Raw genomic sequence first — 25,042 nt, forward strand, 5'->3', positions numbered from 1 at the left:
CCACGTCACCCATCTTCGGAGTGCCGCCGTGCCCCCATCCGCGTCCACCACAGCGCCGCCCCCGCGCGCGTGGCAGCGGTCGCGACGCACGGCTCTGATCGTCCTTCTCGGATGCGCGTTCGCTGCGCTCCTCGTGATGCTGAGCGCCTCCGGAGCTCACGCTGCCGCTGCGATCCTCCCCACCGAGACGGTCGACGACGGCGGCGGAAGCGGGGTGACGATCAACGGCATCAACGGCACGCCGTCAGACAGCATCATGACGCTGCTGGGGATCACCGTTCTCAGCGTCGCACCGGCGCTTCTGCTGATGATGTCGAGCTTCACCAAGATCTTCGTCGTGCTGGCGCTGACCCGCAATGCTCTGTCGCTCCCGTCCATCCCGCCGAACCAGGTGCTCGCAGGCCTCAGCCTGTTCCTGACGCTGTTCATCATGTGGCCGGTGCTGACCGACATCAACGCGGTCGCCGTGAGCCCCTTCACCGCAGGACAGGTGGATTTCGGGCGGGCCTTCGAACTCGCTCAGGAACCGCTTCGCCAGTGGATGCTCACGTACACGCGCGAAGAGGACATCGCGCTCATGTACCGCGCCGCCCAGCTGGACAACCCGACCGACCCCTCGAGCATCCCGCTGCAGACGCTCGTGCCCGCGTTCATGATCAGCGAGCTCCGCGCCGCTTTCCTCATCGGGTTCATCATCTTCGTGCCGTTCCTCGTGATCGACCTCGTCGTCGCCAGCGCTCTGATGTCGATGGGCATGATGATGCTGCCGCCCGTCATGATCTCCCTGCCGTTCAAGATCCTGCTGTTCCTCCTCGTCGACGGGTGGGGCATGGTGATCACGGCTCTCGTGCAGTCGTACAGCGGGGGTGGCGGATGACTCCCGAGGCGGTCATCGACATCGGCACGGCTGCGCTGATCGTCGGAGCGAAGCTCTGCGCGCCGATGCTGGTGACGGCGCTCGTCGTCGGATTCGCCATCTCGCTGCTGCAGTCGATCACCCAGGTGCAGGAGATGACGATCTCCTTCGTGCCGAAGCTCATCGCCGTCGGCATCGCGCTGCTCGTGAGCGGCCAGTGGATGATCGCCGAGCTCATCGCCTTCACGAACGAGATGTTCGCGCGCATCCCGTCGCTGTTGAACGGCGGCTGATGAACATCCCGATCGACTTCACCTGGCTCGAGGCCACGGCTCTCGCATGCGTGCGCATCACGGCTTTCCTGGTCATCGCACCGCCGTTCAGTCACGGCACGATCCCGATGCGCATCCGCGCCATGCTCGGCGTGGGGCTCGCGCTCGCTGTCTCGCCGGTCGTCTCCGACGGCTACAAACGCCTCGACACCGGTGGCTTCATGTTCGCGCTCGTGGGGCAGACGCTCACCGGTGCTCTGCTCGGCTTTCTCGTGATGGTCCTGTTCAGCGCGATCCAGGGGGCCGGACACCTCATCGACACCTTCGGCGGGTTCCAGCTGGCACAGGCGTTCGACCCGGGGATGGCGATCAACGGCGCCCAGTTCACGAGGCTCTTCCAGATGACGGCGATCATGTTGCTGTTCGCCTCCGACGGATACCAGCTCGTGCTCGCGGGGCTCTTCCGCTCGTTCGATGCGGTGCCGGTGACGGGCATGATCGACCTCGCCGAACCTGCGCAGGCGCTCGTGGGTGCGGCGGGCCAGATGATGCTCAGTGCCGTGCAGATCGCAGGACCCCTGCTGATCGTGCTGTTCCTCGCCGACGTCGGCTTGGGTCTGGTGTCGCGCGTGGCCCCCGCGCTCAACGCCTTCGCGATGGGTTTCCCGATCAAGATCGGTCTCACACTGCTCCTCGTCGGCTTCGTCTATGCCGCGTTGCCCGCTGTCGTCGCCGTCATCGCCGACACCGCCGCCACGCTGCTCGTGGGGGTGACCCGATGAGCGATGGAGGAAGCGGCGAACGCACGGAGAAGACCACCGAACGGCGTCTGAAGGAAGCGCGTCGCAAAGGACAGATCGGCCGCAGCCAGGACTTCACCGCCTGGATCTGCATCGGCGCCGCAGCGGTCATGATCGTCCCGACGATCTCGTCGAGCACGCAGGTGCTCACCGAGCTCTTCCTCAGCGTGACGCAGGTCGCGAACCACCCGACCGATGCTGCCGCGCTCGATGTGCTGGGCGCAGCGTTCGGGTCGCTCGGAGGGATCCTGCTTCCGATGCTCGTCGTGGTGCTGCTGGCCACCACCGCCACTGCGGTGGCGCAGGGGGGCATCCATCTGCGCGGTGTCACCATGCGCATGGAGCAGTTCAACATCGCCACAGGTCTGATGAGGGTCTTCGGCAAGCAGGCTCTCTGGGAGGGCGCGAAGGCGCTGCTCAAGACGGTCGCGATCGGTCTGGCGCTCTGGATCGTGGTCTCAGGCCTCGTGCCCGTGCTCATGGCGAGTGGCAGCCACAACATCACCTGGCTGCTCGAGCAGGCTGCCGGGGGAGCCGCAGCACTGCTGCAGGTGGCGGTGGTCGTCGGCATCATCCTCGCGGCGCTCGACGTCGCAGTGGTCATGCGACGCAATCGCAAGCACACGCACATGACGAAGAACGAGTCGAAAGACGAGCACAAGAAGACCGAGGGTGACCCGCTCGTGCGTTCTCAGCGCCGTTCACGCCAGATCGCGATGAGCCGGAACCGCATGATCGCGGCTGTCGGCGACAGCGACGTCGTGCTGGTGAACCCCACGCATGTCGCGGTGGCCCTGCGGTACGAGCCCGGCAAGTCGGCTCCCCGGGTGGTCGCCAAGGGCGCGGGCATCGTCGCGCTCAAGATCAGGGAGAAGGCGGAGGAGGCCGGCGTGCCCATGGTCCGCGACATCCCGCTGGCTCGCGCTCTGCACTCGGCGTGCGACATCGGGCGGGAGATCCCCGAGGAGCTCTTCACGGCCGTGGCACAGGTGCTCGCGTTCATCGAGCACCTGAAACGACGAGGATCGGCGCGCGGCACGCACACGATGCCGTTCGCCAGCACCAGGGAGCGGGGACTGTGACGGGGCACCGGCACCGCTCGGCGGGAAGAACGACACGAACAGATGAGACCAGGAACGGGAAGGTGAGGACCGCATGATCGGTCAGCTGCTGTCGAAGGCCTCGGTGCCGGTCGGCGTCGTCGGCATCATCCTGCTGCTCATCGTGCCGATTCCCACGGGTCTGCTCGATGTGCTGATCGTGCTGAACATCTCGTTCGCGCTGCTCATCCTGCTCACCGCGATGTTCGTGAAGAAGCCGCTCGACTTCTCGGTCTTCCCGAGCCTGCTGCTGGTGGCGACGCTGTTCCGCCTGGGCCTGAACGTCGCCTCGACCAGGCTCGTGCTGAGCGAGGCCCACGCAGGTCAGGTGATCCAGGCTTTCGGCCAGATCACCATCAGCGGTTCCCTGGTGATCGGCGCGGTGATCTTCCTCATCCTGACCGTGATCCAGTTCGTCGTGGTGACGAAGGGCGCAGAGCGTGTCGCCGAAGTCGGCGCCCGATTCACCCTCGATGCGATGCCCGGCAAGCAGATGGCGATCGACGCCGACCTCAACGCGGGCCTCATCACCGACACCGAAGCGCGGCAGCGCCGAGCCGAAGTCGCCGCAGAGGCCGACTTCTACGGCGCGATGGACGGTGCCTCGAAGTTCGTCAAGGGCGACGCGATCGCCGGGATCGTGATCGTCGTCATCAATTTCGTCGGCGGCATCGTCATCGGCATGCTGCAGCACGGCATGGAGGTCGGCGAGGCGTTCGAGACGTACAGCATCCTGACTATCGGTGACGGACTCGTCACCCAGATCCCGGCGCTGCTCATGGCCGTGTCGACCGGCATGATCGTGACCCGCGAGAACGCCGAGTCCGAGATGGGGCAGGCCGCGGGCCGCCAGCTGATGCAGTCGCGCAACGCGCTCGTCATCACGGGGCTCGCCGCCATCGCGATGGGGTTCATCCCGGGGATGCCGCTCGTGGTCTTCCTGGCGATCGGCGCACTGCTGCTCTTCGCTGCTTCTCGAGTGAAGGCGAACGAGACCCGGGAGGCCGAGCGCGAGGTCGAGGCGCTGCAGAAGGAAGCGAATGATTCCGCTGCCGAGGGGCCGGAAGAGCTCATGGATCGGATGCGCGTGCACGCCCTCGAGATCTCGCTGTCGCCCGACATCGTCGATCTCGCGTCCGGGGGTGCCGGTGATCTGCTCACGCGAGTGAAGTCGCTGCGGCGCAAGCTGGCGCTCGACATCGGCATCCTGATGCCGCCCGTGCGCACGCGGGACAACATCGATCTGCCGGCGCAGACCTACGCGATCCTCATCGCCGGGGTCGAGGTCGGACGCGGGTCTGTTCCGCGTGGTCATGTCCTCGCCCTCGGCACCGGACTCGAGCAGCTTCCCGGTACGGCTGTGGTCGATCCGGTGTTCGGCCTCGAAGGCAAGTGGGTGCCGGCCGAGATGTCGCATGCGGCTGACATGGCGGGTGCCACCGTGATCGATCGGGTGAGTGTCATCATCACGCATCTCTCCGACGTCGTGCAGGGGCAGGCCGACCGACTGCTGTCGCTCGAAGACGTGCGTCAGCTGACCGAGCACCTCAAACAGACGAGCCCGACCACGGTCGAGGAGCTCACTCCGGCCGTGCTCTCGCTCGCCGCGATCCAGCGTGTTCTCGCGGGTCTGCTGGCCGAGCGGGTACCGATCAACGACTTGGCCCGCATCTACGAGGCATTGGCTCTGCGTGGCAAGACGTCGACCGAGACACCGGCTCTCATCGACGCGGCCAGGGCGTCTCTCGGACCCGCGATCGCCGCCCGATTCGCCGAGGAGGGCCGCATCCGGGTGATCATGTTCGATCCGATGCTCGAGCAGCAGATGCTCGAGGGAATGCGTGTGATCGACGGCCAGTCGCAGATCGTGCTCACGCCCGAGACGACGATGCAGGTGATCGACAGCGTGCGGAGCACGGTGACCGAACTCGACCAGCTCGGCCCGGAGCCGGTGCTCGTCTGTGCGCCCTCGTTGCGGCAGGCGGTGCGCCGGCTCGTCGCCGCCCAGGTGAGCGGGCTGCCGGTTCTGTCCTACGACGAGGCCGCAGCCGGTGGCATGGCGACGGATGTCGTCGGCGTGGTGCGGATGACGCGCTCTGCGCTTCCGAGCGGGTCTGCCTGATATCTATGTTCCTCTCATTTACGAGAGGAATACAGTATGTTTGCTCGAGTACGGTGCGCACGCGCACAGCCATGGAGGGCGGACGACGAGCATGCTGGTACTGACGAGGCGGGCGAACGAGAGCATCGTGATCGGCGATGACATCACGGTGACGATCCTGGCGGTCACGCCCGGTGGCGTGCGGATCGGGATCGACGCGCCACGCGAGACGCGGATCCACCGTGCGGAGATCGTGGTGGCCGTGAGCGATGCGAACCAGGATGCGGTGCAGGCGTCGTCCGACGGATCCGCGGAGGCTGCCCTGCTCGGGGCTCTGGGGCGGGTCGACGTCCCACGCTGAGCGTCACCGCTCGGGTGCGGCGTCCCCCGACGAGTTACTGCCGGGCATGTTGTCGCGATAGTCGCAGACATGACGGGCTGACCCGTCAGGAAACCGCGACTGACGAGGTGACGAACCGTGGCCGCTCACGACCTGAGCATGCAGCTGATGCGCGAGCGAGAGATGCTCGAACTGCTGCTCTTCAAGCTGGATGCACAGCAGATGCTGCTCGCGACCGGACGCAACCGATGGATCCGACACGCCGCGAACGAGATCGAGCGAGTGATCGCGGCGATGCCGACCATCGCGCTCTCACGGGATGCGCTCGTCGTCGCTGTGGCCGACGAGTGGGGCGTGCCCACGGCGACCTCCCTGCGCGAACTCATCGACGCCGCACCGACAGACGCCTGGCGTGAGGTGCTCACCGGTCACCTCACGACGATGATCGCTCTGGCTGAGGAGATCCAGCAGATGAAGCACATCAACGAGCAGCGGCTGCGCACGGCGATCCGTGTGACCCAGGAGACCATCGCCGGCCTCGGAACGCCGACCGGCGAGTACGACCCGACGGGGGGTGTCGTCCGCGATGCGGATGCACGACTCCTCGACACACGGATGTGAGGTGACCATGTCGTCGTTCGCAGGACTACGTCTCGCTGAATCCGCGCTCTCCGCGGCGCGCGCTGGCATGACCGTCACCGGCCAGAACATCGCCAACCAGACCACCTCGGGCTACACGCGGCAGCGGGTCGATCAGGCACCCGTGTCCGCTCCGGGGCTGTCGGGGCTCTGGAAGACCGGATTCGGTGCCGGCGCCGGTGTCAGCGTCACGGGTATCGCCCGTCTCGGCGACAACGTGCTCGACGCCAGAGTGCGCGATGCGCTGTCGACCGCGGGATTCTGGTCGGCCAGGGCGAGCGCGGCCGGTCAGGCCGAGAGCATGATGGCCGAACCCACCAAAGACGGGCTCGCCGCCAATCTCGACCGGTTCTGGGCCGGATGGTCCGACCTGGCGAACAACCCGGATTCGGCAACAGCCCAGGTGGTGCTCACGGACGCGGAGGTGCTGACCGGTCAGATCGCGGCCGGGTACCAGTCGATCGCCGGGCAGTGGACCGATCTGCGTGGTCAGGTCGATCGCGACGTCGCCGACGTCAATGCCGCTGCCGGACAGGTCGCCGCGCTCAACGGACAGATCCGCGACGCCCTGAACTCCGGGCGCAATGCCAATGAGCTCATCGACCAGCGAAACGTGCTGGCGCAGCAGATCTCGACCGCGGTCGGGGCCACAGGCATCGTCGAGGCGGACGGCACGCTCACGCTGCGCGTCGACGGCAATGCCCTCGTCTCGGGTGACTCCAGTCGCACCCTCATCACCAGCGGCCCACGGGAGATCTCGGACGCCGGACGCATCGCCGTCGCGTGGGCGGATCGACCCGGCGTCACGGTCCCTGTCACCGGAGGCGTGATCGGCGGCACGATCAGCGCGCTCGCCCCCGCATCAGACGGAGGTTCCCTCGCAGCGGTCGCCGCGGCGTACAACCAGACCGCGACCGAGCTCGCCACGGCCGTGAACGATCTGCACCGCAGCGGTGTCACGTCTTCGGGCGCCCCCGGTGGAGACTTCTTCGCCCTCGACGCCACGGGACCCGCAGCCCTCGGGCTCCGGGTCGTCCCGACCGGACTCGACGACCTCGCGCTCGCGGCTCCCGGCGCCGGGGCCAAGGACACCACCATCGCGGATCGCATCAGCGCGTTGGGCGCATCGGCGACCGGACCGAGCAAGACCTGGACGAGCTTCGTGACCGGCTTCGCCGTCACGGTGGCCGGCGACCTGCAGCGCGCCGACATCGCCGACATGGGCGCCGTGGCCGCAGTCACCGCCCAGCAGTCGAACGCGTCTGTCGACGGCGACGAGGAGACGGTGAACCTGCTGACCTACCAGACGGCGTACCAGGCTGCGGCGCGTGTGCTCACGGCTATGGACGAAGCACTCGACCTGCTGATCAATCGCACCGGCCTCGTCGGCCGCTGACCCGGGGAGACACCATGATCGGGCGCATCACGAGCACCACCATGACCCAGCAGTCGCTGCGGACGCTGCAGACCAATCTCGCCGATCGCGAGCGCCTGCAGAATCAGGCGGCGTCGCAGCGTGCGTTCCGCTCCCCGAGCGAAGACCCCGCAGCTGCCGCCACGACCATCGGCGTGCACGGCGAGCAGTCGAGGGTGGCACAGTTCGCGCGCAATCTCAGCGACGGCATGGCGTGGGTGACCACGGTCGACACGGCGCTGGACGCCAGCACCGATCTCCTCAATCGCGCCCGTGATCTCGTCGCTCAGGGGGCGAACTCCGGGGCGCTGAGTCCGACTGCGCGCGAATCGATCGCGCAGGAACTCGAGACGATCAGCAAGGAGCTGATCTCCCAGGCGAACACCACGCTGCTCGGGCGCAACGTCTTCGCTGGAACGAGTGACGCCGGGGCCGCGTTCGATCCGGCCACATTCACGTTCAACGGCAGTCCCGGTGACGGCGTGCAGCGCCGCATCAGCGACAACGAGACGGTGCGTGTCGACGCCGACGGCGCTCAGGTCTTCGGGCAGGGCGCGAACAGCGCGTTCGCGCTCCTGAACGACATCGCTGCCGAGCTCCGTGGGGGCACCAACATCGGTGGGCGCCTCGACGACATCGATGCTCGTCTCACGGATGTGGTCTCCGCGCGCGGTGCAACGGGCGCTCGTCAGATGCAGCTCGAACGAGCGACGGCACAGAATCTCTCGACGTCGATCGACCTCGAGGCCCGACGCACCGAGGTCGAGAACGTCGACACCCTCGAGGTGCTCGTGCACCTCGAGTCCGCCGAGCTCGTCTTCCAGTCCGCTCTGCAGGTGACGGCCCGGTCGATGCAGACCAACCTGATGGAGTTCCTGCGATGACCGCGACGCACGCCCCGATGTCCGACGTCGATGTCGAGTCGTCGCCGATCGACGTCGAGTTCTCCGCTCCGATGCTCGGGCTGAGCCCGCACACCGCGTTCCGCCTCGAGCGGCTCGGGGGAGCCGAAGGGCTCTACGCGCTGCGAGCGAACGACGCCGACCTGCGACTCTTCCTGGTCGACCCGCGATCGGGAGGACTCGACTACGAACCGGTCTTCTCGGCGGGCGATCAGGCAGAGATCGGGGCGACCGGAAGCGAGTCGTTCCATGTGTTCGTCGTGGCCAACCCGGCGGATGACGGGGTGTATCTCAACCTCCGCGCTCCTGTCATCGTCCATGCGCAGACGGGGCGAGCGGCGCAGGTCATCCTCGACGACCAGGCCTACCCGGTCCGTGCGCTTCTCGGCGGCTGAGCCGGAGAGTCCGACACCACGGCGACCGCATATCTGCGGGGCCGCCCCGCAGGCACAGGAGAGCACGAAGTGGTAGATCTTCGATCCAGGATCCACGGCGCAGGAGCGACGAGAGCCGTGAACATCGTCGTCATGGCATACGACGACCACGTCGTCATGGACGGCGACGTCATCACCCATCATCTCGACGCCCGCGTGCATCCGGGGGACCGGCGCGCGCCGGGCGAGACCGATCTCGCGCTCGTCCCCGCGACGTCCGGTGATCGTCTCGCGAACTCGGCCCCGTACTCGGCCGATCAGCTCGCATCGATCGTCCAGGCCGCGGGGGACAACACGAGTGACCTCTCCGACCCGACGGGCGCCGTCGTCGGACGCGCGTACGGAATCCGAGCCGATCTGTTGATCGATGACGGAGCCGTGGTGGTGAACACGAAGACGCTGCGGTCGACCGAACTGTCGGTAAGCGCCGATGTGAACGGCCGTGATATTCGGGAGCAGATCGAGGAATCGGTTCGACTGGCCAGGCGCGCGCGCGAAGCCGTACGCGCGACTGCCCTCGATGAGCCCGCGCTCGTGCAGTAGCGCGGAAGAGCGAAGAACTTCGAAGATCAGGGGATCCCGTAGTTCACTGCATATATCAAGGAAGAGGGGCTACCCTCGAAGAGCACAGGCTGGGGTACTGGCAAATCCCGGCGTCGTCGACGGAGATCACGATGTCGTCGCGCCGCGGGTCGCTGGTAGGGGTACAGCGCAAGACGCTCGGTGACGAGCGAAACCATTGGGACGGTAAGCAGATGAGCACTTCAAGGACGCTCGAGGCCAATCGCGTGAGCAAGCGCGAGTTCGTGCAGAGATTCGCACGACGGGGTGGGATCTCCGTGCATGCGGCGCAGACGGCGTACAACGCGATGATCGACGAGCTGCTCGACCTGGTCGGGCAGGGGAACACGGTCACGCTCACCAACTTCGGAAAGTTCTATCCGCAGAACCACAAGGGGCACCGAGTGCAGTTCGCGAAGAGCGAGGATGCGGCAGAGGTCACCGACTACACGGTGCTGAAGTTCTCGGCGACGCGTGAGGTGAACCGTCGAGTGAAGGTGAACGATTGAACATCGTTATCTGAACGTAAACGAGAATCCCCGGTGGTTTCGGCCATCGGGGATCTTTCATGCCCGCGGCGGCTCTAGCATGGAGACGAATGGACGTCTGGCCGCTGGGGTGTGGCCGCACTGTGAGTCGCTGGGGAGGGCTTGCGCTGACAGTGGAAGGGGCGGTGTGCAATGCCTCTGCGCGCACGCAACCAGCTCGTCGTCGATCACCTGCACATCGTGGGGGTGGCGACCGCCAAGGTGGCCGCCCGGCTCACCCATGTGTCGCGCGACGATCTCGCCTCGGCGGGATCGGTCGCGCTGATCCGTGCCGCAGACACGTTCGACCCGAGTCTGGGGGTTCCGTTCGGGGCCTACGCGACAGATCGTGTGAAGTGGGCACTGCGGGATGAGCTGCGGTCCATGGACTGGGCGCCCCGTGACATCCGCATCCGCGCGAGGCGGGCTACCAGTGTGCGCGAGACGCTCGGCGCCTCGCTCGGGCGCACTCCCAGCGCTTCCGAGATCGCTGCGGCGATGGGCGTCGAGCCGGAAGAGGTGCGCGAGAGTCTGGCCGACGCAGAGCTTCTGACCGTCACGAGCCTCGATGCCGCAGAGACGAACCAGGTCGCCTGGCCGGGGTTCCTGCCCGAAGAGATCGCGATCTTCACCGAACGCGATGCTCTGCTGCACAGGGCTGTCGACGCATTGCCCGAGCGTCGGCGCTACGTCGTGCGCGCGATCTACTTCGAGGAGCGCACGGTGGGGGAACTCGCCGCGGAACTCGGTGTCTCGCACGCTGCGATCTCTCAGCAGCGTGCCGAAGGCGTCCGCATGCTTCGTGACGCCCTCGATCGACACTATGCAGACGATCGTCAGATTCGCACGACGCCGACGTCGCGCTCTTCGGCTCCGATCCTCGAGGCCTATCTCTCGCGGATCGCGGCCGGCGGGCGGAGCCTCACGCGCGCGCTGACGCCGCAGCCGGTCGCTGTCTGAAGGACGTGCCCGTCACAGACCGAAGCCGTAGGCCGTCTGCGCCACGAGTGTGAGACTGACCGACGTCGGGTAGATCTCGGGTTCTTCGTCTTCATCGTCGAGGATGTCGAGACGGGTGATCGGCACGTAGATTCCGCCGTCGGGCTCGAAGATGAGGTCCTTGGGGGTGAACGACGCGAAGATCGAGCGCGTCGCATTACGGAGTTCGAAGGTGCGACCGACATCGCCGCGCTCGAACAGATTCATCTCGACCTCGTCGGACCACACCTTCCCGTCGGGAAAGCGCGCCTCGATGCGATACGTGCTCGGTTCGATGGATTTGATGTTCAGATCTTCGACGATTTCCGCGAACAGCGAATCGGGCTGTTGGAGCTCGAAGGCGATCGCGCGCAGGTGGTCGTAGTTCAGGCGTGCCCGACGAGAGAAGAGCGCGACGTTCTCGATCTCCTCCGGATGCGCGTTCGGCGCCTGATCGAGCAGGTACTGGCGCACCTCATCCGGCCCGGGGTAGTCGAAACGCATGTGGTAGTGGAATCGACCGGGGCGGTTCACGAGATAGGTGCTGATCTCGGCCACGTCGTTCACCGTCAGACAGTAGATGCGCTTCACGGCGGAGAGACCGTCGAACAGCGACAGGAACTGGTTCTGGCGGTTCCCACTGTCCGAGCCGCCGCGGCGACCGGCGGGGAAGATCTTCTCGAACTCGTCGAAGACGATCAGGCACTCGTCCAGGCTGTCGAGGAACTCGACGATCCCGTCGTGATCCTCCGATACGACGACGACGGGGAGGCCCTGCTCCCGTGCGGCCTCGGCGACCATCCGCAGGAACAGCGACTTGCCGATGCCCTTGTCGCCCGAGAGCATCACCCCGAGACTGCGCTCCGACAGAGCGTACGAACGGAAGATCTTCGCGACCTTGCGATCACGTCCGCCGTAGACACGCTCATCGCCCACGGTCAGATCATCGATCTTGATGAGGCTGAATCCCTCTTTCGAGGAGAAGTGCACGCGGTAGGTTCCGAGAGGGAAGATCTGATGCGTTCGGACGGCATCGTCGTAGACGCGAACATGTCCGCCGGTCTCGATGTAAGTGCTTGTCACTGGTCCTCCGACTGTCCTTTCCTCTCCCCACCATGACTATCGACAGGATTCGGCGATCGGTAAGGGAGATCGCGAAGAAAGTCTCCGTGCGTTCCGTCGATCGGGTCGCGGCAGTATCCTGGGCCGACAGCGGCGTGGGGCCGCTCAGGTCGGGGGACTGTCATGAGCGCACGCGCACCCGCGGAGGCGCCGTTCCACGGTGCCATCGAGATCGTCGTCGAAGCGGCGCCACAGGGCCTGCTGCGCTACACACTCGACCCGGACGGTCCGGGCCGGGTCTGGAGCGAGACATTGCTCGCGCACGACGACTCGGTGATGGGATCGGCGAGCTCGCCCGAGCAGACGGCGGAACTGCTGGTGCGCGGCAGCATCGGATGCATCGCACGGGAGATTCCGAGCCTGGCCGTGGGAGGGCTCACCATGCGCCCGGAACTGGGCCCCCACCTCAACGCTCAGATCGTCGCAGCGGGCGCCGCGACGTTCAGGGCGTCCGAGTGGGCGATCGTCAGGCGGCGGATGCTTTCGCTGTGAGTGCGGATCCCGCGGCGCGCACCTCAGGTCTCGGAGAGATAGGAATCGACCACCAGTGCGCCGCGGATGACACGGAGCGTGTCGATGATGCGTTCCACTCCACGCACGGTCACCGACGGCATCTGCAGATCGTGGGGGCCGAGCGATTCGAGGTGCCCGGTGCGGATCCGCACCACTTCCCAGCCTGCGGATCGCAGATGCCTGTCCTTGCGCAGATCCGAGTCCTGCCGCCTCCCGACATGCTCGAGTCCGTGTCGACCCACGGTGTCGTACTCGATCGCGACACGGAGTTCCGTCAAGACGATGTCCGGCCAGACCTCGGTGTGACGGAAGAACGGTCGAGCGATCTTGACGGCATTGGCGTCGCTTGCCACCGAGAGCCGTGAAGCCAGCATCTGGCGGAGCCGAGCCTCGGCGGCGGATGCGGGCGCTGGTGCGCACTCGCTGCTGAAGGCCTCGCCCGGGCGCAGCGGGGGAGTCTTGGTGCACAGCGCGGGAGCCTGTGGCTTCGCGCGTCGAGGGACAGCGCGAGGTTCGCCGAGGACGACCGGCTGTGGACGCGCGAGCGATGAGCATTCGGGGCACCATGCCGATCGTCGTCGCACGCGCCCGGGGCGTTCGCGCTGCTCGGCCGGTGTCGCGGCGAAGCGGTGGCCAACCCGGCATTCCCAGCACAGCAGCACCTCGGCTGCCAGTGGCACCTGCGACAGCGCTATGCCTCCGTTGAGCTCGGGGTGGTACTGCCGGATGAGCTCGGGGTAGGCGGCCCACGCGGCCCGGTACGTGCCGCGCTCGTAGGGCACGGCACGTCCTTTCGAGAACTGTCTCCGCGCCCACCAGATCTGCACGGTGTCGGTCACGCGGAGCACGCTACTGCGCAGCTCCGACATCGCCCGCGCAGAGACGAGCCGTGCGAGACTCGGAGCACGCGGTATCCACACGCGCATGGACAGGAGCGATCATGGCACAGCGCATCGTCATCAGCGGAGCATCCGGTCTCATCGGCTCAGCGCTCGCGTCGGCGCTGCGTGAGGACGGCATCGCCGTCACGACCCTGGTCCGACGCCCGCCGCGCACGCTCGACGAGGTGCAGTGGTGGCCGGGCGAGCGAGAGCTCGACCCCGACGTGCTCGCGGGAGCGCAGGCCATGGTCGCGCTCGGAGGCGCGAGCGTCGGACGACTGCCCTGGACACCGCGCTATCGTCGGGCGCTCGTCGATTCGCGCCTCGTGACGACGAGGGCGATCGCGACCGCCGTGCGGGCGCTGCGAACGGATGCGCCGGCGCTGGTGTCGGCGTCGGCCGTCGGCTACTACGGGTCGGTGCCGGGCGAGCCCCTCACCGAGGACTCTCGGGCCGGCGACACCTTTCTTGCGAAGCTCTGCGTCCGGTGGGAGGAGGAGGCGCGCCGAGCCGGAGACGATTCTCGCGTCGCTCTGCTGCGCACGGCCCCGATCATCCACCGACGTGGCGTGCTCAAGCCGATGATCCAGCTCACGCGGTTCGGGCTCGCCGGACCGATCGGACCCGGCTCGCAGATGTGGCCCTGGATCTCGCTCGACGATGAGGTGAGAGCGATCCGACACATCATCGATGAGCGCATCGGTGGTCCCGTCAATCTGACGGGCCCCACGCCCGCTTCGGCGAACCGCATCGGCCGCGCCCTCGCGCATCGTATGCGTCGTCCGTTCTGGCTCCCGGCTCCGAGCTTCGCGCTGCGGCTCGCGCTCAGTGCGGCAGCAGCGGACTCGCTTCTCCTCTCCGACGCCGACGTCAGGCCGGCGGTGCTCGAGCAGAGCGGCTTCACCTTCGTGCACCGCACGCCCGAGGCAGCGGTCGACGCCGCGCTCTGAGTCGCGGCGCCGAGCGTACCTCTCGGTGCCCGGTCAGCGCCGATCAGCGCCAGTACGAGGCCCGCGCTCGATCACTCGCGATGCCCGTGGGCTCATCGGAACCCAGCACGAGACCCGCGAACGGTAGTCGGCGAACTCGGCGCCGAAGCGCTCCTCGAGGTCCAGCTCCTCGAGCGGACGCACGACCGTGTTCCACAGCACAGATCCGCACAGCGAGTAAGCGACGACCATCCATGAACCGAGCAGCAGCCCGACAGCCACACCCTGCGCGATGCCGGCGACGGCCATGGGGTTGCGCACGAATCGGTACGGTCCGGTGATCACGAGGCGTCGGGCCATCTGCGAGGGCAGCGGTGTTCCTCGGCCCTCGACCGTCATCGATACGGCCGACCACACGCCCAGCGAGGTGGCGGCCACCAGAAGCACACCGCCGGCCGCATGCACTGCGAAAGGGAGATCGATTCGCAGCATCCATCGGGCCTCGATGAATGCGACGAAGACGGGGATGACGAGGAGGAACGTCCCCCAGAAGAAGACGGTCTGAAGACCTGTGCGTGCGAGGAGTCGTGTGGTGCCGATCGGGTCGGCACGCCGGAAGGCGAACGGACCGGTCACGATCCACTCGACCGGCGCCCGCCCACATACCAGCACGACGGCGGCCGCGGTGCTCGCCCCCGCGGCGAGCACCATGAGCAGAGCGCCCCAGCCGGCGATCGTCGTGGCGGTCGAGTACAGCGCCATGCCGATCGCCACGATCGCCGTCCAGGGCACCGTGATCCACAGCGCCCACCGCACCCCCAGGGCGACGAGTCCGGAGCCGATCACGAAAAGCGGGATGTCGAGAACCGCCACCGGGAGGATCGGCAGTTCTCCGAGCGTCGAGAAGCGCACCGTGTCAGAGGCGAACACGCCGATCCACCAGCCGACGCCCGCGAGCGCCTGCACGGCGAAGTAGACACGTGCCGTCGCGGGCGTGATCCGGAAGCCGGCGATGACGAGCATCCCGTCAGTCTAGAAGCGCGGTCGAGCGACCTCGCGTCGACGCGGTCTCAGGACTCCTCGTGCGTCGCGGGGTCTGCGTCGAAGAGGCGGCCGTCACTGCGTCCGAGCGCCGAGATCGCCTCGACCTCGGCGTCCTCGAGCGCGACCGATGCCGCTCTGAGGTTCGACTCCTGGTGCTCGCGCGAGGAGGCTTTGGGAATGGCGACGGTCTGTCGGGCGATGTGCCATGCCAGCACGGTCTGGGCGGGAGAGATGCCGTGAGCGGTGGCGATCTCGGTGATCACCCGCTCCGTCATCAGCTCCTTCGCACGTCCCAGCGGACTCCACGCCTCGGTGAGTATGCCGCGCTCGCGGTGGTACGCGAGCTGATCATCCTGCGGGAAGTACGGGTGCAGTTCGATCTGGTTCACCACAGGGCGCACCCCGGTCTCACGCTCGATGCGCTCGAGGTGCTCAGGGAGGAAGTTCGACACACCGATCTGGCGCACGACGCCGCGCTGCTGAGCCTCGACCAGCGACTCCCATGCCTGCACGTACTCGTCCTGCGACGGGTTGGGCCAGTGGATGAGGTGCAGATCGGTGACGTCGAGACCGAGACGCGACCTGCTCTCCTCGATGCTCTGGCGTGCCTTCGCCGTCGAGTGATGGCGACCGGGCAGCTTCGTCGTGACGATGAGTTCCGCTCGGTCGACACCCGAAGCCTGAACGCCGCGACCGACCGAACCTTCGTTCTCGTAGTTGAAGGCCGAGTCGATGAGGCGATATCCGGATGCGATGGCGGTGGCCACTGCATCGGCTCCGGCGTCACCGCCCAGGGCATAGGTGCCGAGCCCGAGGGCCGGGAGCGAGAAGCCGTTGTGGGCCGTGAAGAGAGGAAGAGCCGTCATGGCGCCAGCGTACGCTGGACGTATGAGCGAGGCCGAGACCGTGGCGCCCGACGCCGACATACGCGATGATTCGTCCCGCTGTCCCTGCGACTCGGGCGACGTGTTCGGCTCATGCTGCGCACCTCTGCTCGCGGGTGCGGCTGCACCGACCGCGTTACGTCTGATGCGCTCGCGGTACACCGCGTTCGCCCTGCGCGACGCGGGCCATCTGACGGCGACGTGGCATCCCTCGACGCGGCCGAGCAGGATCGAGTTCGATGATGATCTGCGCTGGCGTCGGTTGGTGATTGTCGACCGCACCGGCGGCGGACCGTTCGACGCAGAGGGTACGGTCTCGTTCGAGGCCCAGTGGCGGCAGGGAGATGAGCGAGGCACGCTGCGCGAGCGCAGCCGGTTCGTGCGAGAGCAGCGACGCTGGTTCTACGTCGACGGTGAGGTCGGGTGATGCCGTCGCCGTCGCAGCGGGTAGATTTGAGATCGTGAACGCCAGCCCCGAACATCAGCGCATCCTGCTCGACGTCGCCGACCTGGACCGGCGCATCGCGCAGGCCGATCGGGCGCGGACCAAGCCGACCCAGGCTGCTCGTATCGCCGAGCTCGTCGCCATCCGTCAGGAGCAGCTGCGAGAGCTGACGACCCTGACCGGTACCCGTGACGATGCCCGCACCGAGCTCACCCGACTCGAGTCCGACGTGACTCTCGTCGAGAAGCGTCGTGCCCGCGACGCCGATCGGCTCGCCGCGGCGACGAACGCCAAGGAGGCGCAGGCCCTGGAGCACGAGCTCGCGAGCCTCGCGAAGCGTCAGAGCGACCTCGAAGACATCGAGCTCGCCGTGATGGCGCGGGTGGAGGATGCTGATGCCGCGGTCGCCGCGCAGCAGGCACTGCTCGACGTCACGACATCCGAAGGCAGCGCGCTCACCGCTCAGGCCAAATCCGACGTCGCTGCCGCCACCGACCTCGGCGCGCAACTCGCGCGTGATCGACAGGCCGTCACAGAGTCTCTTCCCGCGCCGCTTCTCGCCGAGTACACACGTCGCGCGGCGAACAGCGCGGGTGCGGCGCTGCTGACGCGCGGCACCTGCGAGGGGTGCCGCATGATGTTGCCGGGAACCGCTCTGAACGACATCCGACGCGCGGCCGACGACGCCGTCGTCTCGTGCCCCGAGTGCGGCTGCATCCTGGTGCGCACCGAGGAATCCGGACTGTGATCCGCGTGCCGCGCGTGTTCGGGCGGTGACGGAGAAGCCGTCGACCGAGCGCCGTGTCGCGCTCCTCGCACTCGGCCGACGCGGTTACGCCGCGATCGAGCTCGGCGCGGATGATTCCGAGCTGAGCAGGGTCGATCTCTCCGTCTCCGAGATGCCGGAGTGGGTCGCGAACGAGGAGAGCACCGCTTCTCCGCGCTGGGTGATCCGCAGCGCACGCGAGATCTATCCCGCGCTCCTCGAGCGGGGCGTGCTGTTGGGCCGTTCTCACGACCTGCTGCTGTGTCATGCCATCCTGCGTGACACCGACACGGTGGCGCGACCGTTGGCGCCTTCGAGCGAGTGGGTGCGCCGCGATCCTGTCGATGATGCGCCCACCCTGTTCGACGTGGCGGACCACGGCGATGCCGGCGACCCGGTGGTCGCTGCGCTGGACCAGTACCGTGCGCAGCGCCGCGTTCTGAGAGAGGCCAAGGACGGACGGCTCACGCTGCTCACCGCCGCCGAGTCGGCGGGCGGGCTGATCGCGGAGGAGATGCGTGCCGCAGGGCTGCCCTGGAACGAGGCTGCGCACGATGCGATTCTTACGGAGATCCTCGGGACACGTCCCGTCGCGGGCGGTGTCCCGAGCCGCATGGCGGCGGAGGCGGATCGTGTGAGAGCGATCCTGAGCGACCCGACCCTGAACCTCGAGAGTCAGCCGAAGCTCCTCCGTGCTCTGCACCGCGTCGGAGTGCAGGTCGAGTCGACCGGTCGGTGGGAGCTCGCCCAGCACAGTCATGCGGTCGTGGAGCCGCTTCTGGCCTACAAGAAGCTGTCCAGGCTCCTCAGCGCCAACGGCTGGGGGTGGCTCGCAGAGTGGGTGCATGAGGGGCGCTTCCGCCCGATCTACATCACCGGCGGCGTCGTGACGGGCCGTTGGGCGTCGGCAGGAGGGGGAGCGCTGCAGCTGCCGCGCAACCTCCGTGCAGCGGTGCGGGCCGACGAGGGATGGACGCTCGTCGTCGCCGACGTCGCGCAGCTCGAGCCTCGCATGCTCGCCGGCATGGCCGGCGACCGGGCGATGGCCCGCGCAGCTCAGGGCAAGGATCTCTACGCGGGCGTCGTGGAGTCCGGTGCGGTCACCACGCGTGAGGAGGCGAAGTACGCGGTTCTCGGAGCGATGTACGGAGCCACGACCGGTGACAGCGGTCGTCTGGTGCCACGGCTCCGCAAGGTCTATCCGCGGGCCATGGCGCTCGTCGACAAGGCGGCGCGATTCGGGGAAGACGGGGGCGTCGTCTCGACCTGGCTCGGACGCTCGTCTCCCCGCCCCTCGAGCGAGTGGGAGGCGATGCAGGCAGCGGCCACGGATGCCGATGCGGACCCTGCGGCGGTCGCGCTGGCCCGCCGTCGCGCACGTGACTGGGGTCGATTCACCCGCAACTTCGTGGTGCAGGGCACCGCTGCCGAATGGTCGTTGATCTGGCTCGCGGAGATCCGGCACCGCCTGCAGAGCCTGCCCGCCGCGGAACGCCAGGCACCGGCATCCGGCGTGTTCCGTTCGCACGCGCATCTGGCGTTCTTTCTGCACGACGAGGTGATCCTGCACGTTCCCGCGGAGCAGGCCGAGGCCGCAGCCGAAGCGGTGCGTGAGGCGGCCGCCGTCGCCACTCGTCGCCTCTTCGGGGGGTTCCCGATCGACGTGCCCCTCGATCTGCGGATCGCGGAGTCGGCCGAGAAGTAGTGCGCCCTGGTCGTAGACTGGGTCTGCGAATGGGTCGACTGGACGGTCGCGTGGCGGGCAACCGCACCGAGGAACGTCCGGGCTCCTCAGGGCAGGACGGTGGGTAACGCCCACCCGGAGCAATCCGCGAGAAAGTGCCACAGAGAGCAGACCGCCCCGCAAGGGGTAAGGGTGAAAGGGTGGTGTAAGAGACCACCGGGGGCCATGGTGACATGGCCCGCCAGGTAAACCTCGTCCGGAGCAAGGTCAGACAGAGGATGTTGACGCGGCTCGCCGAGTCCTCGGGTAGACCGCTAGAGTGCCACGGCAACGTGTCGCCGAGAGAGATGGCCGTCGAAGGGGCGAAGAACCCCGGAACAGAACCCGGCGTACAGGTCGGCCCATTCGCCCTGAACGTGAAGAAGGCCCCGCCGAGTCGGCAGGGCCTTCTTCTGCTCCGGGGATCCGACGGATCCCCGGACGCGTCGGAGAGTCAGTCGCCGGCGAGCGATGCCGCGCCGATGATGCCGGAATTGTTGCGGTGGATCGCCGGGACGATCGGGGTCTTCAGATCGAGCAGCGGCAGGAAGTCGCCCGCATTCTTCGACACGCCGCCGCCGACCACGAACAGGTCGGGGCTGAAGAGGAACTCGATGTGCGAGTAGAACTTCTGCAGGCGCTCGGCCCACTCCGCCCAGCTGAGGCCCTCTCGCTCGCGCGCCGAGGTCGCGGCGAACGTCTCGACGGACTCGTACTTCCCGAAGTTCAGGTGTCCGAGCTCGGTGTTCGGCAGCAGCACGCCGTCGTACAGGAATGCCGACCCGATGCCGGTGCCGAGCGTGGTGAGCAGCGTGAATCCGCGTACATCGCGAGCCGCACCGTGGCGAGCCTCGGCGACGCCCGCCGCATCGGCGTCGTTCACGAAGACGATGTTGCGACCCAGGCCGTCGCGGAAGAACCGCTCGGCGTCGAAGTCGATCCATTCCTTCGAGACGTTGGCGGCGGAGAGCGTCTTGCCGCGCTTGACGATCGCCGGGAACGCGACGCCCAGCGGCAGGGTCGAGTCGTGCACGTCGAGCGTCTTGAGCACGGTCTGCACCGCCTGCAGCACATCCTGGGGAGAAGCGCCCTCAGGAGTGGGGACGCGCACCCTGTCGGATGCCATGGTCCCGTGCTCGAGGTCGACGATGCCTGCCTTGATACCCGTGCCGCCGATGTCGACGCCGATCGCTTTTGCCATGATGGATAGCTTAGCCAGGTGCTCCGCGCCGGTAGGATCGATGACATCACGTGATGAAGGGGATCTGCCATGTCGAACGGCGATGAGAAGTACTGGTACAACCTGGAAACCGGTCAGGTGGAGTTCGGCATGATCTCCGCATCCGCCGATCGGGTCGGCCCCTTCGATACAGAGGCCGAGGCATCCCGCGCTCCCGAGAAGCTGAAGGAGCGCTCGCGCGCCTGGGCCGAGGAAGAGGCCGCCGAGAGCGGCTGGGACTCCGGAATCGGCAAGGTCGCAGAGTGACGATGGACAAGCAGAGGGATTTCGTCCTCCGGACGATCGAAGAGCGCGGCGTCAAGTTCGTGCGGCTGTGGTTCACCGATGTCATCGGCACGCTCAAGTCCGTGGCGATCGCGCCGGCCGAGGTCGAGGGTGCCTTCGCCGAGGGCATCGGCTTCGACGGCTCTGCGATCGAGGGGCTCACCCGCAGCTACGAGTCCGACCTGCTGGCGCAGCCCGACCCGACCACGTTCCAGACTCTGCCGTGGCGGGGCGAGATCGACCCGACCGCGCGCATGTTCTGCGACATCACGACGCCCGACGGTCGCCCTGCCGTGTCCGATCCCCGGCACGTGCTCAAGCGCACACTCGCCAAGGCCGCTGACGCGGGCTTCACGTTCTACACACACCCCGAGATCGAGTTCTACCTGCTGAAGTCGTCGTCCTTCGGCCCCGAGGGTCCGGTTCCGGTCGATTCGGCAGGCTACTTCGACAACGTGCCAGGCGGCACGGCGCACGACTTCCGTCGTCGTTCGGTGCGGATGCTCGAAGACCTCGGCATCTCCGTCGAGTTCAGCCACCACGAGGGCGGCCCGGGACAGAACGAGATCGACCTCCGTTATGCGGACGCGCTGACCATGGCCGACAACGTCATGACCTTCCGCACCGTGATCAAGGAGGTCGCGATCGAGCAGGGCGTGTACGCGACGTTCATGCCGAAGCCGCTCAGCGGTCACCCCGGCAGCGGTATGCACACGCACATGTCGCTCTTCGAAGGCGAGCGCAACGCGTTCTACGAAGAGGGCGCCAAGTACCAGCTGTCGAAGACCGGCCGCCACTTCATCGCCGGTCTTCTGCGTCACGCGAACGAGATCTCCGCCGTCACCAACCAGTTCGTGAACTCCTACAAGCGGCTGTGGGGCGGAGACGAGGCTCCGAGCTTCGTCACATGGGGTCACAACAACCGCTCCGCGCTCGTGCGCGTCCCGATGTACAAGCCGAACAAGGGCGGCTCCTCGCGTGTCGAGTACCGTGCCCTCGACTCTGCGGCGAACCCGTACCTCGCCTACGCGCTCATGCTCGCCGCGGGCCTGAAGGGCATCGAAGAGGGTTACGAGCTGCCGCCTGAGGCAGAGGACAACGTGTGGTCGCTGAGCGACGCCGAACGGCGAGCACTCGGCTACGCGGCGCTGCCGGCCAGCCTCGACCACGCGCTCGAGTACATGGAGACCTCCGAACTCGTCGCCGAGACCCTGGGCGAGTCGGTGTTCAACTACGTGCTGCTGAACAAGCGCAAGGAGTGGGAGGCCTACCGCGGGCAGGTCACGCCGCTGGAGCTGAAGAACAACCTCGAGCTTCTCTGACCTTCCCGCATGGTCCGCTCGGACGATTCCGTCTCTCTCTCGGCACTGGCGCGGCTCGGGTTCGCCGAGCTGAGCGAAGCCGCGGCCAACCTCGCCGAACTGGCCGAGCTGCTCGGCCTCGACAGAGCGACTCTGCTCGAGGGAGCGGTGGCCGCCGACCCCGACGCCGCCGTCGACGGGATGCTGCGGGTCGCACGCCGTGACGCGAAACCGGTCGCTGCGCTGTTCGCGCACCCGGATGCTCGTCGCAGCGCGTGGCGTCTGTTCGGGGCCTCGAGTGGGTTCGCCGACTTCTTCCTGAGGCATCCGGGTGAGATCTCCGTTCTCGAGGAGCCCATCACGGTGCTTCCCTCGGCGGATGAGTTGCGCCGTCGCCTGCTCGACGCCGTCGGCGCACACGACGGATTCGCCGCCTCCGGCGAAGATTCCGAGGTGGTGGCCCTCCGCGTCGCGTATCGGCGGAATCTGGCAGCCATCGCTGCGTTCGACCTCGCCGCGCACAATCCCGTGATGATCGTGCCCGACGTCGCCGCAGCACTGGCCGACATCGCCGGTGCGGCGCTCGAGGCGTCGCTCGCCGTCGCCAGGACGAGGGTTGCCGATACGCTTCGCCGCGAACAGGTCGCCGCCACGCAGCTCGCCGTGATCGGCATGGGCAAGGCCGGCGCGCGCGAGCTGAACTATGTGAGCGATGTCGACGTGATCTTCGTCGGCGGCACGAGCGACGAGGAGATCGTCGAGGAGTCGAGGGCGATCGACATCGCCACTCGCCTCGCCCGAGAGACGATGCGGGGCCTCAGCGGAATCGAGGTCGAACCGCCGCTGTGGGAGGTGGATGCGGCACTCCGCCCCGAAGGCAAGCAGGGAGCGCTCGTACGCTCGCTGTCGTCTCATCTGGCCTACTACGATCGTTGGGCCAAGAGTTGGGAGTTCCAGGCGCTGCTCAAGGCACGGCCGCTCGCTGGAGACCCCGAGCTCGGTGCCGAGTACATCGCCGCCGTGCAGCCGAAGGTCTTCTCGAGCGCGGCGAGGGAGAACTTCGTCGACAGCGTTCAGCGCATGCGCGAGCGCGTCATGGAGTACATCGACCCGGCTGATGCGCCGTACCAGCTCAAGCTCGGTTCGGGCGGGCTCCGCGACATCGAGTTCACCGTGCAGCTCCTCCAGCTCGTGCACGGACTCACCGATCCGCGGCTGCGCACCCGCGGCACACTGGAGAGCCTGGACGCGCTCGTCGAGGGCGGATACATCGGTCGGGCGGAGGCGGGCACCTTCGCCGATGACTACTGCATCCTGCGTGTCATGGAGCATCGGCTGCAGCTTCGCGAACTGAGCCGCACGCATCTGATGCCGCGGACCCCGGCCGGACTCCGTGTGCTCGCGCGCAGTTCCGGTCTCGCCGACTCCGGCGAGGCGATCTGGGCGCGATGGGAGGGCGTGCGCCGCGAAGTGCGCGACATCCACACCAAGCTGTTCTACCGCCCGCTCCTCAGCGCTGTCGCGTCGCTGCCCGAGGAGGAGCGCACGCTCTCGACCGCGCAGGCGCACGACCGTCTCATGGCGATCGGCTTCAGAGACCCCGCGGGGGCACTGCGGCACATCGGCGCACTCACGACGGGTCTCAGCCGCAAGGCCACGATCCAGCGGCATCTCATGCCCGTCATGGTGCGCTGGTTCGCTGACGGCAGTGATCCCGACTATGCGCTCATCGCATTCCGACGCATCAGCGAGCGGCTCGGTGACACGCCGTGGTTCCTGCGCATGCTGCGCGATTCCTCGGGTGCCGCCGAGAGCCTGACCCGGCTCCTGTCGTCGTCGCGCTATGTCGGCGAGCTCATGGAGTGGATCCCCGAATCCGTCGCCTGGCTCGACAGCAGCGATCTCCTGCGGCCACGCAGCGGGGCGGCGATCGACGATGAGGCCAGGGCCATCCAGACACGCCACGAGACGATCGGCGGGGCGCTGCAGGCCGTACGCGCACTGCGGCGGCGTGAGCTGCTCCGCACCGCGATGGGCGGTGTGCTCGACGTGCTCACGATCGAGGAGATCGCCCGATCACTGACAGAGATCACCGAGGCGACGATCCAGGCTGCGCTTCGCGCGGTGCGGCGTGAGATCGTGCCCGATGAGGACGACGCCCTGGATTTCGCGGTGATCGCGATGGGGCGTTTCGGGGGAGCGGAGCTGGGATTCGGCTCCGATGCCGACATCCTCTACGTCTACGATGCGAACGGCGTCGATCCACAGCGCGCGCAGGCACTGGCCACGCGCATCGTCGCGGGGCTCCGAGAGCACCTCACCGATCACCGGGTACCGCTCGACCTCGACGCCGACCTGCGTCCCGAGGGGCGGAACGGCCCCGTCGTGCGCACCCTCGACGCATACGCCGAGTACTACCGGCGCTGGTCGCTCTCGTGGGAAGCGCAGGCGCTGCTTCGCGCTCGAGGCATTGCAGGGAGCGCGAAGCTCATCGCCCGCTTCACCGACCTCGCCGACAGCATCCGCTATCCCGAGGCGATCGATCTGCAGGGCACGCGTGAGATCAAGCGCATCAAGGCGCGCGTCGAGGGCGAGCGGCTGCCGCAGGGGGTCGACCCTCGACGGCATCTGAAGCTCGGTCCAGGCACGCTCAGCGACGTGGAGTGGCTCGTGCAGCTGCTGCAGCTGCAGCACGCGCACGAGGTGCCGTTGCTGAGGACGACCTCGACCCTCGCCGCCCTCGCCGCCGCCGTCGACGCGGGGTTCGTCCCATCGGAGTCCGCGGATCTGCTGCGCGACGCGTGGCTGCTGTCGAGTCGTCTGCGCTCCGCGATCACGCTGTACACCGGGAAGACCAGTGACATCCTGCCGACCGATCCGCGTGCTCTCGACGCGGTGGGTCGTCTGCTCGGCTACCCGGACCGCTCGGCGAGCGTGCTGGACGATGACTATCTGGGTGTGACACGGCGTGCTCGCAGAGCGTTCGAGGACCTCTTCTACGGGTGA

General features: G+C 67.4%; 26 protein-coding genes and 1 other RNA gene. 22 read left to right on the plus strand and 5 right to left on the minus strand.

Going from position 1 to position 25,042, the window contains the following annotated elements; all coding sequences use genetic code 11:
- The first annotated feature begins 28 nt into the window (after nucleotides 1-28).
- The 13 genes from fliP (at nucleotide 29) to ACZZZN_RS06020 (ending at nucleotide 10,906) form a co-directional block, all read left to right on the plus strand.
- Nucleotides 29-877, plus strand: coding sequence for a flagellar type III secretion system pore protein FliP (gene fliP / locus ACZZZN_RS05960; protein ID WP_463504271.1), 849 nt, complete (start codon nucleotides 29-31; stop codon nucleotides 875-877).
- Entirely contained in the window at nucleotides 874-1,149 is a 276-nt protein-coding gene (gene fliQ / locus ACZZZN_RS05965; protein ID WP_463504272.1) for a flagellar biosynthesis protein FliQ, read from the plus strand. The genes fliP and fliQ overlap by 4 nt, the downstream gene beginning before the upstream one ends.
- Nucleotides 1,149-1,910, plus strand: a complete 762-nt coding sequence (locus ACZZZN_RS05970) for a flagellar biosynthetic protein FliR (protein WP_463504273.1) — start codon at nucleotides 1,149-1,151, stop codon at nucleotides 1,908-1,910. The genes fliQ and ACZZZN_RS05970 overlap by 1 nt, the downstream gene beginning before the upstream one ends.
- Nucleotides 1,907-3,010, plus strand: a complete 1,104-nt coding sequence (locus ACZZZN_RS05975; protein ID WP_463504274.1) for an EscU/YscU/HrcU family type III secretion system export apparatus switch protein — start codon at nucleotides 1,907-1,909, stop codon at nucleotides 3,008-3,010. Before ACZZZN_RS05970 ends, ACZZZN_RS05975 begins: the two co-directional genes overlap by 4 nt.
- 73 nt (nucleotides 3,011-3,083) lie before the next feature.
- A complete protein-coding gene (locus ACZZZN_RS05980; RefSeq protein ID WP_463504275.1) occupies nucleotides 3,084-5,150 on the plus strand; it encodes a flagellar biosynthesis protein FlhA in 2,067 nt (688 codons plus the stop codon).
- A 91-nt stretch (nucleotides 5,151-5,241) separates the two neighbouring features.
- Nucleotides 5,242-5,490, plus strand: a complete 249-nt coding sequence (gene csrA, locus ACZZZN_RS05985) for a carbon storage regulator CsrA (RefSeq protein ID WP_463504276.1) — start codon at nucleotides 5,242-5,244, stop codon at nucleotides 5,488-5,490.
- A 117-nt stretch (nucleotides 5,491-5,607) separates the two neighbouring features.
- Nucleotides 5,608-6,090 carry a flagellar protein FlgN gene (locus ACZZZN_RS05990; RefSeq protein ID WP_463504277.1) on the plus strand — a complete coding sequence of 161 codons (483 nt, stop codon included), beginning with the start codon at nucleotides 5,608-5,610 and terminating at the stop codon, nucleotides 6,088-6,090.
- Nucleotides 6,091-6,097: 7 nt separating this feature from the next.
- Nucleotides 6,098-7,504 carry a flagellar hook-associated protein FlgK gene (gene flgK / locus ACZZZN_RS05995; protein WP_463506553.1) on the plus strand — a complete coding sequence of 469 codons (1,407 nt, stop codon included), beginning with the start codon at nucleotides 6,098-6,100 and terminating at the stop codon, nucleotides 7,502-7,504.
- 14 nt (nucleotides 7,505-7,518) lie between these two features.
- On the plus strand, nucleotides 7,519-8,406 hold the full coding sequence (gene flgL, locus ACZZZN_RS06000; protein WP_463504278.1) for a flagellar hook-associated protein FlgL: 888 nt from the start codon (nucleotides 7,519-7,521) through the stop codon (nucleotides 8,404-8,406).
- Nucleotides 8,403-8,819 (plus strand): flagellar assembly protein FliW, encoded by a 417-nt coding sequence (fliW, locus tag ACZZZN_RS06005; protein ID WP_463504279.1) that lies wholly within the window; start codon nucleotides 8,403-8,405, stop codon nucleotides 8,817-8,819. Before flgL ends, fliW begins: the two co-directional genes overlap by 4 nt.
- Nucleotides 8,820-8,936: 117 nt before the next feature.
- Nucleotides 8,937-9,401, plus strand: a complete 465-nt coding sequence (locus tag ACZZZN_RS06010; protein WP_463504280.1) for a hypothetical protein — start codon at nucleotides 8,937-8,939, stop codon at nucleotides 9,399-9,401.
- A gap of 212 nt (nucleotides 9,402-9,613) precedes the next feature.
- A complete protein-coding gene (locus ACZZZN_RS06015; protein ID WP_463504281.1) occupies nucleotides 9,614-9,928 on the plus strand; it encodes an HU family DNA-binding protein in 315 nt (104 codons plus the stop codon).
- A 171-nt stretch (nucleotides 9,929-10,099) separates the two neighbouring features.
- On the plus strand, nucleotides 10,100-10,906 hold the full coding sequence (locus ACZZZN_RS06020; RefSeq protein WP_463504282.1) for a sigma-70 family RNA polymerase sigma factor: 807 nt from the start codon (nucleotides 10,100-10,102) through the stop codon (nucleotides 10,904-10,906).
- Between the two features lie 12 nt (nucleotides 10,907-10,918).
- Here ACZZZN_RS06020 and ACZZZN_RS06025 read toward each other — a convergent pair whose 3' ends face one another.
- Entirely contained in the window at nucleotides 10,919-12,007 is a 1,089-nt protein-coding gene (locus ACZZZN_RS06025) for an AAA family ATPase (RefSeq protein ID WP_463504283.1), read from the minus strand.
- Nucleotides 12,008-12,169: 162 nt separating this feature from the next.
- Here ACZZZN_RS06025 and ACZZZN_RS06030 point away from each other — a divergent pair, with 162 nt between their 5' ends.
- The gene (locus tag ACZZZN_RS06030) at nucleotides 12,170-12,538 is read left to right on the plus strand and encodes a hypothetical protein (RefSeq protein ID WP_463504284.1); all 369 of its coding nucleotides are present in this window, start codon (nucleotides 12,170-12,172) and stop codon (nucleotides 12,536-12,538) included.
- A gap of 23 nt (nucleotides 12,539-12,561) precedes the next feature.
- Here the strand turns inward: ACZZZN_RS06030 and ACZZZN_RS06035 are convergent, their stop codons facing one another.
- Nucleotides 12,562-13,398: a zinc-ribbon domain-containing protein gene (locus tag ACZZZN_RS06035; RefSeq protein WP_463504285.1), complete on the minus strand. Its 837-nt coding sequence runs from the start codon at nucleotides 13,396-13,398 to the stop codon at nucleotides 12,562-12,564.
- A 101-nt stretch (nucleotides 13,399-13,499) separates the two neighbouring features.
- On the opposite strand from ACZZZN_RS06035, the gene ACZZZN_RS06040 reads away from it, so the two are divergent.
- Nucleotides 13,500-14,390, plus strand: a complete 891-nt coding sequence (locus ACZZZN_RS06040) for a TIGR01777 family oxidoreductase (RefSeq protein ID WP_463504286.1) — start codon at nucleotides 13,500-13,502, stop codon at nucleotides 14,388-14,390.
- Nucleotides 14,391-14,423: 33 nt separating this feature from the next.
- Here the strand turns inward: ACZZZN_RS06040 and ACZZZN_RS06045 are convergent, their stop codons facing one another.
- Complete coding sequence (locus tag ACZZZN_RS06045; protein WP_463504287.1) at nucleotides 14,424-15,392, minus strand: methyltransferase family protein; 969 nt, start codon at nucleotides 15,390-15,392, stop codon at nucleotides 14,424-14,426.
- A 47-nt stretch (nucleotides 15,393-15,439) separates the two neighbouring features.
- Nucleotides 15,440-16,279 carry an aldo/keto reductase gene (locus tag ACZZZN_RS06050; protein ID WP_463504288.1) on the minus strand — a complete coding sequence of 280 codons (840 nt, stop codon included), beginning with the start codon at nucleotides 16,277-16,279 and terminating at the stop codon, nucleotides 15,440-15,442.
- A gap of 22 nt (nucleotides 16,280-16,301) precedes the next feature.
- On the opposite strand from ACZZZN_RS06050, the gene ACZZZN_RS06055 reads away from it, so the two are divergent.
- From ACZZZN_RS06055 to rnpB, 4 genes are all read left to right on the plus strand, one after another.
- Entirely contained in the window at nucleotides 16,302-16,724 is a 423-nt protein-coding gene (locus tag ACZZZN_RS06055; protein ID WP_463504289.1) for a YchJ family protein, read from the plus strand.
- 34 nt (nucleotides 16,725-16,758) lie between these two features.
- Nucleotides 16,759-17,490 (plus strand): zinc ribbon domain-containing protein, encoded by a 732-nt coding sequence (locus ACZZZN_RS06060; RefSeq protein ID WP_463504290.1) that lies wholly within the window; start codon nucleotides 16,759-16,761, stop codon nucleotides 17,488-17,490.
- Nucleotides 17,491-17,515: 25 nt separating this feature from the next.
- Nucleotides 17,516-19,213, plus strand: a complete 1,698-nt coding sequence (locus ACZZZN_RS06065) for a bifunctional 3'-5' exonuclease/DNA polymerase (protein ID WP_463504291.1) — start codon at nucleotides 17,516-17,518, stop codon at nucleotides 19,211-19,213.
- A 30-nt stretch (nucleotides 19,214-19,243) separates the two neighbouring features.
- Nucleotides 19,244-19,600, plus strand: an RNA gene (gene rnpB / locus ACZZZN_RS06070) — RNase P RNA component class A.
- An 85-nt stretch (nucleotides 19,601-19,685) separates the two neighbouring features.
- Here the strand turns inward: rnpB and ppgK are convergent.
- Nucleotides 19,686-20,432 (minus strand): polyphosphate--glucose phosphotransferase, encoded by a 747-nt coding sequence (ppgK, locus tag ACZZZN_RS06075; RefSeq protein WP_463504292.1) that lies wholly within the window; start codon nucleotides 20,430-20,432, stop codon nucleotides 19,686-19,688.
- Nucleotides 20,433-20,501: 69 nt separating this feature from the next.
- Between ppgK and ACZZZN_RS06080 the strand changes: the two genes are divergently transcribed.
- The 3 genes from ACZZZN_RS06080 to ACZZZN_RS06090 are packed head-to-tail and all read left to right on the plus strand — an operon-like array spanning nucleotide 20,502 to nucleotide 25,042.
- On the plus strand, nucleotides 20,502-20,717 hold the full coding sequence (locus ACZZZN_RS06080) for an SPOR domain-containing protein (RefSeq protein ID WP_463504293.1): 216 nt from the start codon (nucleotides 20,502-20,504) through the stop codon (nucleotides 20,715-20,717).
- 2 nt (nucleotides 20,718-20,719) lie between these two features.
- Nucleotides 20,720-22,057: a type I glutamate--ammonia ligase gene (glnA, locus tag ACZZZN_RS06085; protein ID WP_241795389.1), complete on the plus strand. Its 1,338-nt coding sequence runs from the start codon at nucleotides 20,720-20,722 to the stop codon at nucleotides 22,055-22,057.
- 9 nt (nucleotides 22,058-22,066) lie between these two features.
- Complete coding sequence (locus ACZZZN_RS06090; RefSeq protein WP_463504294.1) at nucleotides 22,067-25,042, plus strand: bifunctional [glutamine synthetase] adenylyltransferase/[glutamine synthetase]-adenylyl-L-tyrosine phosphorylase; 2,976 nt, start codon at nucleotides 22,067-22,069, stop codon at nucleotides 25,040-25,042.

Source organism: Microbacterium sp. AC145 (assembly GCF_979258505.1).

Excerpts from the sequence above, each read along its gene's own strand:
- ppgK (WP_463504292.1), bottom strand. The coding sequence starts at position 20,432 with ATGGCAAAAGCGATCGGCGTCGACATCGGCGGCACGGGTATCAAGGCA.
- ACZZZN_RS06045 (WP_463504287.1), bottom strand. The coding sequence starts at position 15,392 with ATGCTCGTCATCGCCGGCTTCCGGATCACGCCCGCGACGGCACGTGTC.
- ACZZZN_RS06040 (WP_463504286.1), top strand. The coding sequence starts at position 13,500 with ATGGCACAGCGCATCGTCATCAGCGGAGCATCCGGTCTCATCGGCTCA.
- ACZZZN_RS05980 (WP_463504275.1), top strand. The coding sequence starts at position 3,084 with ATGATCGGTCAGCTGCTGTCGAAGGCCTCGGTGCCGGTCGGCGTCGTC.
- ACZZZN_RS06090 (WP_463504294.1), top strand. The coding sequence starts at position 22,067 with ATGGTCCGCTCGGACGATTCCGTCTCTCTCTCGGCACTGGCGCGGCTC.
- fliW (WP_463504279.1), top strand. The coding sequence starts at position 8,403 with ATGACCGCGACGCACGCCCCGATGTCCGACGTCGATGTCGAGTCGTCG.
- ACZZZN_RS05970 (WP_463504273.1), top strand. The coding sequence starts at position 1,149 with ATGAACATCCCGATCGACTTCACCTGGCTCGAGGCCACGGCTCTCGCA.
- ACZZZN_RS06055 (WP_463504289.1), top strand. The coding sequence starts at position 16,302 with ATGAGCGAGGCCGAGACCGTGGCGCCCGACGCCGACATACGCGATGAT.
- csrA (WP_463504276.1), top strand. The coding sequence starts at position 5,242 with ATGCTGGTACTGACGAGGCGGGCGAACGAGAGCATCGTGATCGGCGAT.
- glnA (WP_241795389.1), top strand. The coding sequence starts at position 20,720 with ATGGACAAGCAGAGGGATTTCGTCCTCCGGACGATCGAAGAGCGCGGC.
- ACZZZN_RS06030 (WP_463504284.1), top strand. The coding sequence starts at position 12,170 with ATGAGCGCACGCGCACCCGCGGAGGCGCCGTTCCACGGTGCCATCGAG.
- ACZZZN_RS06080 (WP_463504293.1), top strand. The coding sequence starts at position 20,502 with ATGTCGAACGGCGATGAGAAGTACTGGTACAACCTGGAAACCGGTCAG.
- ACZZZN_RS06020 (WP_463504282.1), top strand. The coding sequence starts at position 10,100 with ATGCCTCTGCGCGCACGCAACCAGCTCGTCGTCGATCACCTGCACATC.
- ACZZZN_RS06015 (WP_463504281.1), top strand. The coding sequence starts at position 9,614 with ATGAGCACTTCAAGGACGCTCGAGGCCAATCGCGTGAGCAAGCGCGAG.
- fliQ (WP_463504272.1), top strand. The coding sequence starts at position 874 with ATGACTCCCGAGGCGGTCATCGACATCGGCACGGCTGCGCTGATCGTC.
- flgK (WP_463506553.1), top strand. The coding sequence starts at position 6,098 with ATGTCGTCGTTCGCAGGACTACGTCTCGCTGAATCCGCGCTCTCCGCG.
- flgL (WP_463504278.1), top strand. The coding sequence starts at position 7,519 with ATGATCGGGCGCATCACGAGCACCACCATGACCCAGCAGTCGCTGCGG.
- ACZZZN_RS05975 (WP_463504274.1), top strand. The coding sequence starts at position 1,907 with ATGAGCGATGGAGGAAGCGGCGAACGCACGGAGAAGACCACCGAACGG.
- ACZZZN_RS06050 (WP_463504288.1), bottom strand. The coding sequence starts at position 16,279 with ATGACGGCTCTTCCTCTCTTCACGGCCCACAACGGCTTCTCGCTCCCG.